Consider the following 15,612-nt stretch of genomic DNA (forward strand, 5'->3'; position numbering starts at 1 on the left):
GAAACCAGCCTGCGCCGATGGTACTTTGTCTTAAGGCACGGGAGAGTAGGTCACCGCCGGGCCTTCCAAATACAGCAACTCATATTCCCTATAAACACACGACTTTGAAAACCCTCGACCTTAACCGGTCGGGGGTTTTGTCGTTTCAGGCGTTCAGAATTTGGTGTGCTGTCACCTCACAGCGCTGTGAGGATATGTGTGGAATGTCTCACGCCTCTTTGACTTGGCGTGTGCGAATGGTGCAGTGACGAATTTGTCCATCGCCCTTACGGTTAAATCATCACCTGGACTTGAGTGTCCGCATTTAACCGAAGGGAAACGACGATGAAAAAAGCAATGGTTCTGGGTGCAGCATTGAGTGCTGCTGTTTCAATGGCCGCGATCAACCAGGCAGCAGCCGATGGTGCTAAGGAAAAATGTTTTGGTGTGTCGCTGGCGGGGCAGAATGACTGTGCTGCTGGTCCGGGTACGACCTGTGCCGGGACGTCGACTGTTGATTATCAGGGCAATGCCTGGAAACTGGTTCCGGCCGGCACCTGTGAAGATATGAGCTTCACCACGGCGGATGGCCGCGAAGTCATGGGCAGCCTGGAAGCGCTGGATCGCGATATCCCGCAGGGCTAAGTCCGGCAATCTCCCAAGCCTAACCCCAAGCCTAATCGCGTCCCAACGGACGGTCAGCACAGATCTGCATATGTCTCCCCCTGTCCCGATGTGCTGGCCGTCCACCCGCGTAAACGGCGAAAAGATAAGGTTGCCCCGATATGACATCGCTGACACAGCTTCCTGACCGTGCAGGTGTTGGCTTCAAGGCCGAGCACGCCCAAGACATTTTCGGCAAAGCCCCATCTGTCGGTTGGTTTGAAATTCATCCGGAAAACTACATGGTTGCCGGTGGCCCGCGACTTGCCATGCTGGAAGAGCTGTCTGCGCACTATCCGGTCTCGATGCACGGGGTCGGATTGTCACTTGGGGGCGGGGAGCCGTTAAACAAGAACCATCTGGCGGATCTCAAGCGTCTGGTCGACCGGTTCAATCCCGCCATGGTGTCTGAACATATTGCGTGGTCCGCGCATGAGGGGCTTTATATGGCCGATCTGCTGCCGACACCGATGACGAAAACGTCGTTGGCGCAATTAGTGGATGCCATCAATCGTGTGCAGGACTTTATTGGTCGGCGGATCCTGATCGAAAATCCGACGTCTTATGTGCCCTTGCCGCAAAACTCGATCCCCGAATTGGAATTCATTACTGAGGCCGCCGCGCGTAGCGGCTGTGGGTTGTTGATTGATGTAAACAACGTTTACATATCGGCGCATAATCTGGGCTTTGATGCCAATGCGTTTATTGATGCGGTGCCCGGTAATCTGGTCGGTGAAATTCATCTGGCCGGGCATGAGCGCGATGCCAACCCCGAAGACAATGTTCTGATCGATACCCATTCCCGGCCGGTGGCCGATCCGGTTTGGGATCTGTTTGATCGTCTGATCGCGCGGATCGGGCGGAAGCCGACCCTGATTGAATGGGATAATGATGTCCCAAGCTGGGATGTGCTGGCGCGTGAGGCCGCCCTTGGCGACCTTCACCTTGCTTGCGCCGTGAATGATCAGTTTGAGGCCGCGTCATGACGGAGCTTAAGGCATTTTATGATGGCTTTAGCGAAGCGTTGCGTTCCCCGGAACCGGACGCGGTGCCAGGCAGTGTCACTGATGGTTACGCGCACCGTTTCGCGATTTACCGCAACAATGTTCATCGCGGCCTTTATGACGCCTTGGGGGCCGCGTACCCGACGGTGCGCAAACTGGTTGGGGATGGTTTTTTTGATCAATTGGCAAAGGGGTTCGTTCAATCCGAAACCACCCGTGCCGGATCGCTTGCCCTTTATGGTGCGGGCTTTGCCGAATTTCTGGCAAGCCACCCGGTACGCGATCGTTTGCCGTACCTGCCGGATATCGCACGGCTTGAACGTGCCCGGCTTGAGGTCAGCACATCCGAAGACGCCACGCCGCTTCTGGCCGAAGAGCTCGGCGGGCTTGAGGATGAGTTGGAGGCCATGAAACTGCGGGCACACCCGGCCTGTCAGGTCGTGGCGTCGGAGTATCCGATCTTTGCCATCTGGAATGCGCAAAACCCGGTGGATGGCAAAGAGGTCGGTAAAACCAGCATCGTACAGCACGCTGAAACTGTCTTGGTCACACGCCCATATATGCAGGTCGAAATGCACTTGATGACCCATGGGCAGGCGGCGTTCTTTGCTGCGCTAACCCGTGATGGTCTAAGTCTTGGCGATGCCTGCGCTCATGCCCTTGAAGCTGATGCGAATTTTGATGTGATGGCGAGCTTTGCCGCGTTTTTAACAATCGGGGCATTTGATGCCCGCCTTACGATCCCGAGAGGAAACGGGCATGATGATGAATAATGTAATCGGCGGCTACGCCCGTCTTGAGAGTAAAATGGATGCCCTTGGCGGGCGCGATGTTATTGGCATTGCCAGCCGGGGGCTTTTTGTTCTGTTGCTGCTGCCTTATTACGTCAACAGCGCGATGACCAAGATTGATGGCTTTGGGCTGAGTGCGGGCGCATTCGCGCAGATCCTGCCACCGATTGCCGAGCAGTATCTTTATGATACCTCCGCCATTCCGTTCTTTCCGTGGCACCTGATTGTCTGGGCAGGCACCCTTGGCGAGTTTGTCTTGCCGATCCTGATTGTTGCCGGCCTGTTCACCCGTCTTGCGGCGCTTGGCATGATTGGCTTCATTGTGGTTCAGACGGTCGTGGATGTTGTGTTTCACGGTACAGCTCTGGGCGCGCTTGCCAATGGATTGCCGACCGAGCTGATCGATCACCGCCTGCTTTGGATTTCGCTTCTGGTGGCGCTGGTCGTTGCCGGTGGTGGCAAGCTGTCGGTTGATCGGTTCCTGTCGCACCGACGCGCCTGATGGAGGTCCTTGTGACTGCGCTTATGGCAGCACAGTAATCCCATCTGAATTCTTATTTTGCCGCAACCCGGTCGTTCTGGGCGCTCGCATCGCGCAGGCTTGCGAGGTATTCCTGGCTGATCTCGTGCACCGCCATGATGTGCCCGTAAAGCAAGTCTTCGGCCGCCTTGACGTCACCGCGCAGGATGGCATCGACAATGCCCTGGTGTTCTTCGTGTGAGGAGGCAAGGCGCGACAGGCTTTGGAATTGCACACGGCGGAACGGGGCAACGCGCCGACGCACCGAAAGCGTAACATCCACCAGCACATCATTATGGGTGCCACGATACAGTGTGTTGTGGAACGACCGGTTCAGCGTTTCGTAACCGTCGCTATCACCCAGGCGCACTGTTTCGGCCAATTCATGGTGCAGGCGTTCCAGATTGTGGCGCTCACCACTTGTCATCCGCTTGGCTGCAAGCCGCCCGCAGGTGCCTTCGAGTTCGGCCATGCTTTCAAACATCGCCGTCAGCCGTTCCGGGGTGGCGAGCGAGACATAAACGCCGCGATTGGGAATCTTTTCGGCAAGTTCGGTCGCAGTCAAAAGCTGCAAGGCTTCGCGCACCGGCGTGCGCGAAACGCCGAACCGTTTGGCCAGAAGCGGCTCTTCCAAACGCTGCCCGGGGGGGAGCTTTCCTTTGACGATGTCATCTTCCAGCGCCTGACAAAGCTGTTGGGCAATGCCGACCTGTTCGGTCTGTTCGGACGGGGTGCTGAGCGCTTGGCGAAGCTCGATCATCTGAAGTCGATACCCTTCTTGGGAGGTTTGGTTGGGCTCCTGTTGATCAAATGTATACACCAATTTTCAGGGCAAGGCCAAGTTTCTCAAGGGTTGTAAAATCCGCACATTTTTTCGCGCCAGTTCCTGCATATTTATTGTGCAGTAAAAATGTGCAATGCAATATTTTGACTAATTAATCGGCATTTTGAATGTCAAGGAATAAGAAGAATTTTGTTAAGTCATTGAAAAATATGCAATGGCATGTGTGTTGCAAGATGTATACACAGTGCGGAATGCATTCCGTTGAGATCACGTTTCAGAGAAATAGCTATCTCTATCAGGGAGACATCAATGACAAACATTAAACGGCGCGATTTTCTGACCAAATCGGCAATCGGTGCAGCAGCAACCGGTGCAGGCGTTATCGCCGCACCAAGCATCGTTCGTGCGCAGGAAACCTTTAACTGGAAAATGACCAATGCCTATGGTCCGGGTTCACCCTTTTATGTGACCGGTCCGGGCAGCCCGGAAGATTTCTGCAAGCGCGTGACGGAAATGTCGAATGGCCGTCTGAACATTCAGCATTTCGCCGCTGGCGAACTGATCCCGGCCCTTGAAGGTTTTGACGCGGTTCAGGCCGGTACGGTCGAAATGAATGCGGCCAATGCCTATTTCTGGGCGGGTAAAATCTTTGCCGCTCAGTATTTCACAACCGTGCCCTTCGGTCTGAACTTCCAGGGTGTGAATGCCTGGCTGTATCATGGTGGCGGGCTTGAGCTTTGGCATGAAGTTTATCAGCCTTATGGTCTGGTGGCTTTCCCGATGGGCAATACCGGCGTTCAGATGACCGGCTGGTTCCGCGAGCCGATCGAAAGCCTAGATGATTTCAACGGCCTTAAAATGCGTATCCCGGGTCTTGCCGGGAAGGTCTATCAGCAGATCGGCGTTGAAGTGAAACTGCTTCCGGGCGGGGAAATTTTCCCGGCACTGGAACGTGGCGTGATTGATGCGGCCGAGTTCGTAGGCCCGTATCAGGACCGTCGTCTGGGCCTGCAGAAAGCAGCCAAATACTACTACACCACCGGCTGGCATGAGCCGTCCAACGTGACCGAACTTCTGATCAACCAAAAAGCCTGGGAAAGCCTTCCGGCGGATCTGCAGGCGATCGTCAAGAACGCCGCACAGGCGTGTAACCTTGATAGCCATTCCTGGTGTGAAGCCAACAACGCAGCAGCCCTGCGTGATCTGGTCGAAAACTTTGGCGTTACCGCGCAAACCCTGCCCGATGATGTTGTGACCAAGCTTAAGGACATCACCAAGGAAACGCTTGAAGCCGAAGCGGCCAAAGACCCGATCACCAAAAAGGTCCATGACAGCTTCATGGCGTTCCGCGACACGCACCGTGAATGGGCCGCGATCAGTGAAAAGCCCTATCACGGGATCATTTCATCGAAAGGCGGGATGAGCTGATATGAAGTCGACCCGTACTGAGCCGTTACCGGACCGCGTTCTTGGTCTGGTTGTCGATATTGCCGGATGGGGGGCTGCGATCAGTGGTCTTGCCCTTGTTCTGGTGGTCGGTGGCAATGTGTTGCTGCGCTATCTGTTTAATTCCGGAAGTGTGGCGATGCAGGAACTTGAATGGCATCTGGTGTCGCCAATTGCCCTGATGGGCATGGCCTACGGCATGCGCCATGGCGGACATGTGCGGGTCGATTTCCTTTATGAACGTCTGGGCCCGCGGGCCCAGGCGATCATCGACCTTTTCTCGGCCGTTTTGATGGCGGTACTGGGCGGAGCACTGATCTGGTTTTCGATCCCCTATGTCGAGCAATCCATCATGATGGGCGAAGGCTCCCCCGATCCGGGTGGCCTGCCATATCGCTTCTTGCTCAAGGCCTTTATTCCGATCGGGTTTGGTCTTTTGCTGATTCAGGCGATTGCCCAGGGCCTAATGAATTATCGTCAAATCGTTGCGGGTAATCGCAGCGAACCTGCCTTTGATGCACCTGATGCGGTCACGCAAACCGGTGCAGGAGACTAATCAGACATGACCGGAAATGAATGGCTGGCCATCGGTATGGTCGGGGGCTTCTTTGGCTTCCTCGTGCTTGGTGTGCCAGTGGCGATCTCGCTTGCGATTTCGGGATTTGCCTTTGGAATTATGGGGTTTGGCACCGGTTTGTTTAACCTGTTGCCGGCACGCGTTTACGGGGTCGTGACCAACTATACGCTGCTTGCCTTGCCGCTTTTCATCTTCATGGGGGTGATGCTTGAAAAATCCAAGCTGGCCGAAGAACTGATTGATGTGATCGGTCACGCCATGGGGCGGCTTAAGGGCGGCATGGGATTGGCCATCGTCATCGTTGGCGTTTTGATGGGCGCGTCTTCAGGCGTGGTTGGCGCGACCGTTGTAACGGTTGGATTGCTGTCACTGCAACCCCTGATCAATCGTGGTTATGACAAGGGCGTTGCCAGTGGTGTGATTTGCGCATCGGGTACCCTTGGGCAGATCATCCCGCCCAGTCTGGTATTGATCCTGCTTGCCGATATTCTGGGTGAGTCAGTCGGCACATTGTTTGCCGCGGCCATGGTGCCGGGCTTGATCCTGGCCGGGATGCTTGGCCTTTATCTTGTGTTGTTGGGGATTTTCAAGCCCGACATGGTGCCTGCCATCCCCAAGGATGAACGCGACGCCATGAGCACGCAGCAATTGCTGATCAAAATCGCCAAGGTGGTCGTGCCGCCATTGGCGTTGGTCTTTGCCGTGCTGGGCTCCATCGTTGGCGGGATTGCCGCCCCGACAGAGGCCGCATCCATGGGTGCACTTGGTGCATTGTTGCTCGCACTGTTTTCCGGGCGGCTGAATTTTGGTGTGATGCGCGATGTGTTGCATGACACGCTGATCACCAGTGCGATGGTGTTCTTCATCCTGATTTGTGCGCAGCCCTTTGGTCTGGCCTTCCGTGGTTTGGGCGGTGAGGGGCTTGTTCATGCGATGTTTGAATGGGTGCCGGGCGGCGATATGGGCAACCTTCTGTTCATGATGGCCGTGATCTTTGTGCTTGGCTTCTTCCTTGAATGGATCGAGATTTCCTATATCGCGCTTCCGATGTTCTTGCCGGTCTTTCTCAATAGCGGGATCGACATGGCATGGCTTGCCATTCTGGTGGCGATGAACCTTCAGACCAGCTTCCTGACGCCGCCGTTTGGCTGGGCATTGTTCTTCCTTAAGGGGGTGGCGCCGCCATCTGTTTCGACGGTCGATATCTATCGCGGGGTGATACCGTTCATCGGTATTCAGGCGCTTGCCCTGATCCTGTTGTTTATCTTCCCGGAACTGACAAGCTGGTTGCCAAATCTGATCGGCTGGTAGGCCGGTTTGGAAAACAGGTATTCTACAATGTGAAAAGGCGCTGAACGGAAACGCAAAACAGCGCTATGAACAAACCGGGCATGTCGCAAGTAACGCGGCATGCCCGCAAGCATAAGGCAGGGAGATCAGCTGATCATGTTACGTTCAAGAACCGCACTCGGTGGCATGGTCACCGCACCCCATCATCTCGCCGCTGAGGCCGGACGTGACATTCTGCGCGAAGGCGGAAATGCGGTCGAGGCGATGATTGCCGCCGCTGCGACCATTGCGGTTGTCTATCCGCATATGAACGCGATTGGTGGTGATGGTTTCTGGCTGATTGCCGAACCCGGCAAGGACCCGGTTGCCATCCGGGCATGTGGCGGGGCCGCAAACCTTGCAACGCCGGACTTTTACCGCGAACAGGGCAAGGCCGCGATCCCGCCCCGTGGTCCGCTTGCGGCCCTGACAGTCGCCGGTGCGATTGGCGGCTGGATTAACGCGGCCGAGGTCGCGGCATCAATCGGCGGCAAAATTCCACACAGTCGCCTGATGCGTGATGCGGTCCATCATGGCAAAACAGGGGTGCCGGTCACCAAGTCACAGGTTACCCTGACCACAACCAAAATGGCGGAACTTGACGACTCACCGGGCTATGTTGATACCTATGCCGCCAACGGTATTCCGGCGATTGGCGATGTGCTGAAACAGCCAGCCCTTGCCGCAACGCTAGAGCAGCTTGGCCGTGTTGGCTTTGATGATTTTTATCGCGGTGACATTGCGCGGACCAATGCCCGCGGGCTTGAGGCGGTCGGAAGCCCGCTTCGCCTTTCGGATTTTGAAGCCTATCACGCCAAAATCATGACGCCGCTTTCGGTCAAACTTTCGACCGGCACCGTTTTCAATATGGTCCCACCGACCCAGGGTGTGGCATCGCTGATGATCCTTGGCCTGTTTGATCGCTTGGGACTTTCCGGCGCGACACTGGACGGGTTTGACCATGTCCATGGATTGATTGAGGCAACCAAACGCGCCTTCCTGAAGCGTGACGCCCATGTTGGCGACCCGGACCGGATGAGCATCGATCCGATGTCGCTGCTATCTGATGAAATGCTCGATCATGAAGCCGCCAAAATCGATATGAAAACAGCACTCCCTTGGCCGCATGTCGCCAAGCCGGGCGATACGATCTGGATGGGGGCGGTTGATGCCAACGGCGTTGCGGTCAGCTATATCCAAAGCATCTTCTGGGAATTCGGATCGGGCGTTGTGGTGCCCGAAACCGGGGTTCTGTGGCAAAACCGCGGTGCGAGCTTCACGCTCCATGATGGCCCCAATCAGCTGGGACCGGGTCGCCTGCCGTTCCATACGCTCAACCCGGCCTTGGCAAAGCTCAATGACGGATCGCTGCTGACCTATGGCACCATGGGCGGCGAGGGACAGCCGCAAACTCAGTCCGCGGTATTTACCCGCAATGTGATCTATGGACAGGACCTGCAGGAAGCCGTTAGCGCGCCACGATGGTTGCTGGGCAAAACGTGGGGCGAAGACACGACAACCCTGAAACTCGAAAACCGCTTTGACCCGGCCCTGATCGAACAACTGAAATCAGCCGGTCATACGGTCGAGGTTGTTGGTCCTTACGAAGACATGATGGGCCATGCGGGCGGCATTCGTTTGCGCAAGGATGGCGTGATGGAAGGGGCGACTGATCCGAGGGCGGATGGTTCGGTTGCTGCGCTCTAACCGTTGTGCGCATAGTAAGGTAGTTCAATTCCTACAGCGGAGCTGACCTTGTACCTGAAGAGTATTTTGCACGACTTGGCACCCAACTACTTACCTAGATACGAAGAAATAACTGACGGAATTGATGGCGAGCAATATCAGTTAGTGTTGCCTTATGTTCTATCGCGATCGGCAGGCCATGAGTTTCTGTGGTTTGGAGACGACTGGTTTTTGGCTAATTATGACGCTGTGGTGAGTTATGGCAGTGTTCGGTTGAAAACTAGCAATAGCATCCCGATTGCAGGAAGGAATGTGATTGTTCCTCCGAACGCTGCTTGCAATGAAGGCGATCTAAGGAAGCTCTTTGTTCTTATGGAGTTTATGATTGAGCGGTTGGTCAGACTGTTGGATAAGCCAAAGAGTGTTGACGATCAGGAGACTAACAATCACCGCATAATTTGGCTCAGGGACGAGAAGTATATAACGTCAAAGCAAAAGAAAGTTCTGCGAAACATCTTTGATGTTCGAAACCAATTCGCTCATTCAATAAACAATGCTGACTTTCTTAGATATCGAGGGATATGTCTGAGTGAGTGTTATTCAGCAAGAAATTCAGGTTCGGCCCGTGGTCAGGTTAAGCACTACTTCGCTGAAGATGTCTACGACGTATCGGAGCATTTGCTCGCGAAATATAGACAAGTCCAAGGCGGTCAGATTGATTTCGTGGCACTTGGCGAGGCACTTGAAAGTGTTCCAACAAGTTAGCAGAACTCCCACTCAATCACATGCCGATAAGTCTCACCCGGTTTGAGCCACGGGCTTGGGAAGTCCGGGTTATTGGGGCTGTTGGGGTAGGTTTGCGGTTCAAGGGCAATGCCGCCCGATGTGTGAAGCGGCACATCGTTTTCGGTTTTCATCGCATCATTGAAATGCTGTGCTAGGTAGAATTGCAAACCGGCCTCGGTGGAAAACAGTTTGATCGACCGTTGGCTTGTCGGATCTGAAAGGTTGGCGATCTGGCGCAGCTCGCCGCGTGGGCCGGTCAAGCAGAAATTGTGATCAAAGCCTTGGGACGCGTGCGGCTGCATATCGGAAATCCGTGCCGGGCTTCGGAAGTCATAACCGGTCCCCATGACGTCGCGGATTTCGCCCGTCGGGATCAGTTTGTCATCAACCGGAAGCCATTGATTGGCGTTGATTTGCAAGACGTGATCGCCGGCCGTTTTATCAAACGTGCCTGACAGGTTCCAATAGGCGTGGCTTGTCATGTTGACCGGGCAGGGCTGATCGCAGGTGGCGGCGATTTCAAGGCGCAGACGGTTATCCGCAACCAGTGAATAGGTCGCAGATGCGCTCAAATTGCCCGGGTATCCCTGATCGCCATCGGGCGAGGTCAGCTTAAACGTAACACTGCGCTCTGTTTGATCGGAAATGGTCCAGAGCCGTCTGTCAAAACCATCCGGTCCGCCGTGCAGGTGGTGTTCGCCTTCATTGGTGGCAAGCTGAACGATATCCCCGTTTTCATCCCTGTAGCGCGACTTTTCGATGCGATTGGCATAACGCCCGCATACCGCGCCGATATAGCTATCCTGATCAAGATAGGCGGCATCATCAATCAGGTTGACCGCGATATTTGTTTCGTGTCCGTCCTTAAGATCACGCAAATATACCCCGCAAAGGCGCGCGCCAAGCGCAGAAACCAATACGCGAATCTGAGAGCTCTCTAATGCAGCGCGGGGGGCATTTTCGCCCTTTTGAAGTGTGTTGGTGTGGGGTTTTGCCATGTCTGGTATCGCGATGGTTTGTGATATTCGATTCGTGCCAAGATATTGATTTTTATTGGTTTAGCCAAGTTTTAATGTCGCTTGGCGCGATCACTCTAAAGGATGATACACTATATGGTTGAGGGCTTAGAAATCATATTGTAATACTATATGGCTTTTAAGCAATAAGCCACTCTTAGGGAGGAAATCGTGGTAAGTTTTAAGAAGATGGCAGTTTCTACTGCCGCAATGGGTGTTGCACTTGGTCTGTCGTTTGCTGCACATGCAGAAATGATGATCGGTTTCTCGCAGATCGGTTCGGAAAGTGGCTGGCGTACGTCTGAAACGGCGTCCATCAAGGCCGAAGCTGAACGTCGTGGGATCGATCTGAAATTCTCCGATGCACAGCAGAAACAGGAAAACCAGATCAAGGCAGTCCGTTCCTTCATCGCGCAGGGCGTGGATGGCATTCTTCTGGCTCCGGTCGTTGAAACCGGCTGGGATCAGGTTCTCAAAGAAGCAAAAGACGCCGGCATTCCGGTCGTCCTCGTTGACCGTGGTGTTGATGCAAGTGAAGACCTGTATCTAACCAAAGTGGCGTCTGACTTCGTGGTCGAAGGTGCACTGGCCGCTGCATGGCTGGCTGCTGAAACCAACGGCGTTTGCGACGTTGTCGAACTGCAGGGAACTGTTGGTTCGTCTGCCGCCAACGACCGTAAGGAAGGTTTTGAGTCGGTTGTTTCCAACTTCCCGGCCATCAACATCATCCGTTCGCAGTCCGGTGACTTCACCCGTTCCGGCGGCAAGGAAGTCATGGAAAGCTTCCTGAAAGCTGAAAACGGTGGTGCCAACATCTGTGCGGTTTATGCCCACAATGATGACATGGCACTGGGTGCCGTTCAGGCCATCAAGGAAGCCGGTCTGAACCCGGGTGAAGATATGCTGATCGTATCCATCGATGCGGTGCCAGATATCTTCAAGGCGATGGCCGAGGGTGACACCAATGCCACCATCGAACTGAACCCGCATCTGGGCGGCCCGTCCTTTGACGCGATCAAGGCGGCAAAGGCTGGTGAAGAAGTTCCGAAATGGATCAAGGCAAATGGCCCGCTCTATCTGCCTGATACCGCTGCGGAAGAATACAAAATGCGTAGCAAATAACCTCTGACTTCCCCATGGGTTCTGCCCATGGGGAATTGAGGCACGCTTCTCATTGCATCGGACGTGCTCCGGCGATTGCCGGGGTGCGTCCGGCTGTATCCGCAGCAAAAGACTTCAAAGACAGACTAGGGAGAGGGGCAGGATATGTCAGACACAGTGCTTTCAGTGCGCGGTGCGGGGAAGTTCTTTCCCGGCGTCAAGGCGCTGGAGGATGTGGATTTTGACCTTGAACGCGGCGAAATTCACGCCCTTCTGGGCGAAAACGGGGCCGGTAAATCGACCCTGATCAAGGTGATTACCGGGGTGCATCCGCGCGATGCCGGTACGGTGTCACTCGAAGGACAGGAAATCCATCCGCAGCATCCCGGTGATGCGCAGGAACTTGGCATTTCAACCGTTTATCAGGAAGTCAATCTGGTGCCGACATTGTCGGTGGCCGAAAACCTGATGCTGGAACGCCAGACCCGTAAATTCGGGCTGATTTCATGGAAAAAGACCGAGGCCGATGCCAAGACCGCCCTTGAGATTTTGGGGCTTGATATTGATGTCAATCGGCCGCTGGGCTCCTATTCGGTGGCGATCCAGCAACTCGTGGCGATTGCGCGTGCTGTCGCCCTTGATGCCAAGGTTCTTATTCTTGATGAACCGACCGCATCCCTTGACGGCGAAGAAATCAAAACATTGTTCCGGATTATGGGCGAGTTGCGCGACAAGGGGCTGGGCATTGTTTTTGTCACCCACTTCCTTGATCAGGTTTACGCGGTAACCGACCGTATCACGGTGCTCCGCAATGGTCGCCTGGTGGGCACGTTTGTCACCAAGGAACTGGCCCAGATTGATTTGATCAATCACATGCTGGGACGTGAATTGGCCGAAGTCAGCGCGCATCGCCATCAGGACGAAGGCAGCTATGACGGCCCGGCGCGCCAGATCCAGATCAAGAATTTGGGCAAAAAGCGCGTGCTTGAACCGGTTTCACTCGATCTGAAAGCTGGCGAGATTGTTGGTCTGGCCGGGCTTTTGGGATCAGGCCGTACAGAGCTTGCCGAACTGGTGTTTGGCACGCAAAAAGCCGATAGCGGCCTTGTTTTCCTTGATGGGGAGCCGGTTATGCTGCGCTCGCCGCGCCATGCGATCCGGGCCGGTTTCGGGCTGTGTCCCGAAGACCGCAAACAGGACGGCATTGTCGCCGAACTGAGTGTGCGTGAAAACATCGTGCTTGCCCTTCAGGGGCGGCGTGGTTGGTTGCGCCCGATCCCGCGCGCCGAACAACAGAAATTTGCCGATGACATGATCAAGGCACTGGGCATTGCCACCCCCGACAGTGAAAAGCCCGTCGGGCAACTGAGCGGTGGCAACCAGCAAAAAGTCATTCTGGCGCGCTGGCTGGTGTCCAAGCCGATCCTGTTGATCCTTGATGAACCGACACGCGGGATTGATGTGGGCGCACATGCCGACATCATCAAACTGATCAAGGAGCTCTGTGACGAGGGGCTGGCATTGCTGGTCGCGTCATCCGAGCTTGAAGAAATCGTCGCCTTTGCCGACCGCGTGGCTGTGATGCGCGATCGTGAAAAGGTTTCTGAACTGGTGGGTGCGGACATCACCCAGAACAGCATCATCGAGGCGATTGCACGATGACCAGTTTAAAAGACAAAAAGAAAATACGGGAAAGCAGCACCATGTCTGCATCTTCTTTGTTAAGTCGGCCCTGGTTTGGTCCGGTCGCAGCACTGATCCTGATCGTGCTGGGGATCGGGATCATTTCACCGGATTTCTTCAACATCCGAATTGTTGACGGCCATCTGTACGGATCGCTTGTCGATGTTGTCCATCGCGGGGCATCGACCGCCCTTGTTGCGGTGGGCATGGCAATTGTCATTGGCACGCGCGGGATTGATCTTTCGGTCGGTTCGATCATTGCCATTTCGGGGGCGGTGATGGCGGTTCTGATCCGCGATACCGACCTGCATCCGGCTGTGATTATCCTGGCCGCCCTTGGTGCCGGGATTTTGTGCGGTTTGTGGAACGGCATTCTAGTCGCCTTCCTTGATATTCAGCCGATCATTGCCACCCTGATCCTGATGGTGGCTGGTCGTGGGATTGCCCAGATGATTACGGGAGGTCAGATCGTGACCTTCCATGGTGAATTCTTTGAAGGGATCGGCAGCGGTTATCTGCTGGGTATTCCATGGCGGGTGATAATTGCCGCCGCCGTGATTGCCGCGATCTATTTCATCATGCGCAAGACCGCCCTTGGTCTGTTTGTTGAATCGGTTGGCGGCAATGCGCGCGCCAGCCGGGTCGCGGGCATCGATGCACGCGGTATCAAACTGATGGCCTATGCGGCGTCGGGTCTGTGTTCGGCCTTTGCCGGGATTATCATTGCCGCGGACATCCGTGGGGCGGACGCCAACAATGCCGGTCTGTGGCTTGAACTCGATGCCATTCTGGCCGTCGTTATTGGCGGCGCGTCGCTGATGGGTGGTCGGTTCTTTATTGCCATGACCGTGATTGGCGTTCTGATCATTCAGGCGCTGACCACCGGCATCTTGTTGTCGGGTCTTCCGTCGCAATACACCCTGATCGTCAAGGCAGCCGTGGTGATGGTCGTTCTGCTGGTGCAGGCGCCAAAATCCCGCGAACTTGTGGGGCAGGCGATGGAACGCATGAAGCGGGGGAAATCCGATGAAAATTAATGAACGGTTTTATCCGATCCTTGCCACGCTTGCGGTTCTGGTACTGCTGTATGGCTACGGGATTTTTGAACATCGCGCCTTTTCCGATACCTATGTTCTGGGCGCGCTTCTGACCGACAATGCCTTTTTGATCATTACTGCGGTTGGCATGACCTTTGTCATTCTATCGGGCGGGATTGATCTTTCGGTGGGGTCAATGATTGCCTTTATCGGCGTACTGATGGCCGAACTTGTGACCGGCTTTGGGATGCATCCGGTGACGGCGGCCGTGGTGGCGATGATTGTCGGATCGGCATTCGGGGCGTTTATGGGGGTGATTATCGCCAAGTTCGATATTCAGCCCTTTATCATCACGCTTGCCGGGATGTTCTTCCTGCGCGGCATGTGCTTCCTGATCAATCTGGATTCCGTTCCGATTGATCATCCGTTTGTCTCGGCCTTTAGCGGGTTTAAAATCCAGCTGCCCGGGCGTGGCTGGTTGACGGCATCGGCACTTCTGATGCTGGCGACCGTAATTGGCGGGGTGGTGATTGCCCATTTCACCCGGTTCGGACGCAATGTCTATGCGATTGGCGGGGACCGGCATTCGGCAGAATTGCTGGGCGTTCCGGTCCATAGCACCATCATCCGGGTTTACACCCTGTCGGGCTTTTTCAGCGCGCTTTCGGGCGTGGTGTTTGCCTTCTATACCGCGTCGGCCTATCCGCTGGCCGCGGTCGGGGTGGAGCTTGATGCCATTGCCGCCGTGGTGATTGGTGGCACGCTTCTGACCGGCGGGATGGGCTTTGTGCTCGGCACGTTCTTTGGCGGGATCATCATGGGTGTTATCCAGACCCTGATCGCCTTTGACGGGTCGCTGAACAGCTGGTGGACCAAGATCATGATTGGTGCGCTTCTGTTTGGCTTTATCGTCCTGCAACGCCTTATTACCCGGTCGTTTTCGGGCATGCGGGCCGGGGCGACATAAAGCATCCGGCGATCAAAATACCTTCCTTCAAAACGCCCTGTTTGAATAAGCAGGGCGTTTTTTCTGTTCCCTTACATGGGTCGTTTTGATCGTGCAATCAGGCACCGGCGCGGGGGCAAAACTTTTGACAAAAAAATTGGTCAATCAGCCGCATTATTCATTTTTGGTGAATAATAAGCCCTGTCTGCGCCAAACGCGCTACCCGGCGTTTTGGGGGTAAATTCAAATAGTATGAGGAATGGG

Annotated in this window: 15 protein-coding genes; 13 read left to right on the forward strand and 2 right to left on the reverse strand. The window is 55.0% G+C overall.

Features of this window, described 5'->3' with window-relative positions; all coding sequences use genetic code 11:
- Positions 1 to 324 precede the first annotated feature (324 nt).
- The 4 genes from AC5Q5A_RS14765 to AC5Q5A_RS14780 all read left to right on the forward strand — a co-directional run bounded on the left by AC5Q5A_RS14765 (position 325) and on the right by AC5Q5A_RS14780 (position 2,939).
- Positions 325 to 624, forward strand: coding sequence for a BufA1 family periplasmic bufferin-type metallophore (locus AC5Q5A_RS14765; protein ID WP_008891960.1), 300 nt, complete (start codon positions 325 to 327; stop codon positions 622 to 624).
- A 140-nt stretch (positions 625 to 764) separates the two neighbouring features.
- Positions 765 to 1,628, forward strand: a complete 864-nt coding sequence (bufB, locus tag AC5Q5A_RS14770) for an MNIO family bufferin maturase (protein WP_493895743.1) — start codon at positions 765 to 767, stop codon at positions 1,626 to 1,628.
- A complete protein-coding gene (locus AC5Q5A_RS14775) occupies positions 1,625 to 2,419 on the forward strand; it encodes an HvfC/BufC family peptide modification chaperone (RefSeq protein ID WP_493895744.1) in 795 nt (264 codons plus the stop codon). Before bufB ends, AC5Q5A_RS14775 begins: the two co-directional genes overlap by 4 nt.
- Positions 2,406 to 2,939, forward strand: a complete 534-nt coding sequence (locus AC5Q5A_RS14780; protein WP_493895745.1) for a DoxX family protein — start codon at positions 2,406 to 2,408, stop codon at positions 2,937 to 2,939. The genes AC5Q5A_RS14775 and AC5Q5A_RS14780 overlap by 14 nt, the downstream gene beginning before the upstream one ends.
- Positions 2,940 to 2,991: 52 nt before the next feature.
- On the opposite strand, the gene AC5Q5A_RS14785 is transcribed toward AC5Q5A_RS14780, so the two are convergent.
- A complete protein-coding gene (locus AC5Q5A_RS14785; protein WP_063086865.1) occupies positions 2,992 to 3,717 on the reverse strand; it encodes a GntR family transcriptional regulator in 726 nt (241 codons plus the stop codon).
- Between the two features lie 333 nt (positions 3,718 to 4,050).
- Between AC5Q5A_RS14785 and AC5Q5A_RS14790 the strand changes: the two genes are divergently transcribed.
- From AC5Q5A_RS14790 to AC5Q5A_RS14810, 5 genes are all read left to right on the forward strand, one after another.
- Positions 4,051 to 5,169, forward strand: a complete 1,119-nt coding sequence (locus AC5Q5A_RS14790) for a TRAP transporter substrate-binding protein (protein WP_197147302.1) — start codon at positions 4,051 to 4,053, stop codon at positions 5,167 to 5,169.
- 1 nt (position 5,170) lies between these two features.
- A complete protein-coding gene (locus AC5Q5A_RS14795) occupies positions 5,171 to 5,743 on the forward strand; it encodes a TRAP transporter small permease subunit (RefSeq protein ID WP_493895746.1) in 573 nt (190 codons plus the stop codon).
- 6 nt (positions 5,744 to 5,749) lie between these two features.
- On the forward strand, positions 5,750 to 7,075 hold the full coding sequence (locus AC5Q5A_RS14800) for a TRAP transporter large permease (RefSeq protein ID WP_063086867.1): 1,326 nt from the start codon (positions 5,750 to 5,752) through the stop codon (positions 7,073 to 7,075).
- A gap of 135 nt (positions 7,076 to 7,210) precedes the next feature.
- The gene (locus AC5Q5A_RS14805) at positions 7,211 to 8,800 is read left to right on the forward strand and encodes a gamma-glutamyltransferase family protein (protein WP_493895747.1); all 1,590 of its coding nucleotides are present in this window, start codon (positions 7,211 to 7,213) and stop codon (positions 8,798 to 8,800) included.
- Positions 8,801 to 8,848: 48 nt separating this feature from the next.
- Positions 8,849 to 9,544 (forward strand): hypothetical protein, encoded by a 696-nt coding sequence (locus tag AC5Q5A_RS14810; RefSeq protein ID WP_493895748.1) that lies wholly within the window; start codon positions 8,849 to 8,851, stop codon positions 9,542 to 9,544.
- Here the strand turns inward: AC5Q5A_RS14810 and AC5Q5A_RS14815 are convergent.
- Positions 9,541 to 10,563, reverse strand: coding sequence for an aldose epimerase family protein (locus tag AC5Q5A_RS14815; RefSeq protein ID WP_493895749.1), 1,023 nt, complete (start codon positions 10,561 to 10,563; stop codon positions 9,541 to 9,543). The two genes, AC5Q5A_RS14810 and AC5Q5A_RS14815, sit on opposite strands and share 4 nt — an antisense overlap.
- Positions 10,564 to 10,752: 189 nt before the next feature.
- Between AC5Q5A_RS14815 and AC5Q5A_RS14820 the strand changes: the two genes are divergently transcribed.
- From AC5Q5A_RS14820 to yjfF, 4 genes are all read left to right on the forward strand, one after another.
- Positions 10,753 to 11,703 carry an ABC transporter substrate-binding protein gene (locus AC5Q5A_RS14820; protein ID WP_286791151.1) on the forward strand — a complete coding sequence of 317 codons (951 nt, stop codon included), beginning with the start codon at positions 10,753 to 10,755 and terminating at the stop codon, positions 11,701 to 11,703.
- A gap of 144 nt (positions 11,704 to 11,847) precedes the next feature.
- Positions 11,848 to 13,344 (forward strand): sugar ABC transporter ATP-binding protein, encoded by a 1,497-nt coding sequence (locus AC5Q5A_RS14825; protein WP_120225879.1) that lies wholly within the window; start codon positions 11,848 to 11,850, stop codon positions 13,342 to 13,344.
- A 41-nt stretch (positions 13,345 to 13,385) separates the two neighbouring features.
- Positions 13,386 to 14,402, forward strand: coding sequence for an ABC transporter permease (locus AC5Q5A_RS14830; protein WP_040824631.1), 1,017 nt, complete (start codon positions 13,386 to 13,388; stop codon positions 14,400 to 14,402).
- Entirely contained in the window at positions 14,392 to 15,369 is a 978-nt protein-coding gene (gene yjfF / locus AC5Q5A_RS14835) for a galactofuranose ABC transporter, permease protein YjfF (protein WP_083997211.1), read from the forward strand. The genes AC5Q5A_RS14830 and yjfF overlap by 11 nt, the downstream gene beginning before the upstream one ends.
- The last annotated feature ends 243 nt before the right edge of the window (positions 15,370 to 15,612 follow it).

The sequence above is a fragment of the Thalassospira sp. CA1 genome (assembly GCF_059052855.1).

What these genes read in the sequence shown, in the direction of transcription:
- AC5Q5A_RS14765 (WP_008891960.1), top strand. Translation starts at nt 325, where the DNA reads ATGAAAAAAGCAATGGTTCTGGGTGCAGCATTGAGTGCTGCTGTTTCA.
- bufB (WP_493895743.1), top strand. Translation starts at nt 765, where the DNA reads ATGACATCGCTGACACAGCTTCCTGACCGTGCAGGTGTTGGCTTCAAG.
- AC5Q5A_RS14775 (WP_493895744.1), top strand. Translation starts at nt 1,625, where the DNA reads ATGACGGAGCTTAAGGCATTTTATGATGGCTTTAGCGAAGCGTTGCGT.
- AC5Q5A_RS14780 (WP_493895745.1), top strand. Translation starts at nt 2,406, where the DNA reads ATGATGATGAATAATGTAATCGGCGGCTACGCCCGTCTTGAGAGTAAA.
- AC5Q5A_RS14785 (WP_063086865.1), bottom strand. Translation starts at nt 3,717, where the DNA reads ATGATCGAGCTTCGCCAAGCGCTCAGCACCCCGTCCGAACAGACCGAA.
- AC5Q5A_RS14790 (WP_197147302.1), top strand. Translation starts at nt 4,051, where the DNA reads ATGACAAACATTAAACGGCGCGATTTTCTGACCAAATCGGCAATCGGT.
- AC5Q5A_RS14795 (WP_493895746.1), top strand. Translation starts at nt 5,171, where the DNA reads ATGAAGTCGACCCGTACTGAGCCGTTACCGGACCGCGTTCTTGGTCTG.
- AC5Q5A_RS14800 (WP_063086867.1), top strand. Translation starts at nt 5,750, where the DNA reads ATGACCGGAAATGAATGGCTGGCCATCGGTATGGTCGGGGGCTTCTTT.
- AC5Q5A_RS14805 (WP_493895747.1), top strand. Translation starts at nt 7,211, where the DNA reads ATGTTACGTTCAAGAACCGCACTCGGTGGCATGGTCACCGCACCCCAT.
- AC5Q5A_RS14815 (WP_493895749.1), bottom strand. Translation starts at nt 10,563, where the DNA reads ATGGCAAAACCCCACACCAACACACTTCAAAAGGGCGAAAATGCCCCC.
- AC5Q5A_RS14825 (WP_120225879.1), top strand. Translation starts at nt 11,848, where the DNA reads ATGTCAGACACAGTGCTTTCAGTGCGCGGTGCGGGGAAGTTCTTTCCC.
- AC5Q5A_RS14830 (WP_040824631.1), top strand. Translation starts at nt 13,386, where the DNA reads ATGTCTGCATCTTCTTTGTTAAGTCGGCCCTGGTTTGGTCCGGTCGCA.
- yjfF (WP_083997211.1), top strand. Translation starts at nt 14,392, where the DNA reads ATGAAAATTAATGAACGGTTTTATCCGATCCTTGCCACGCTTGCGGTT.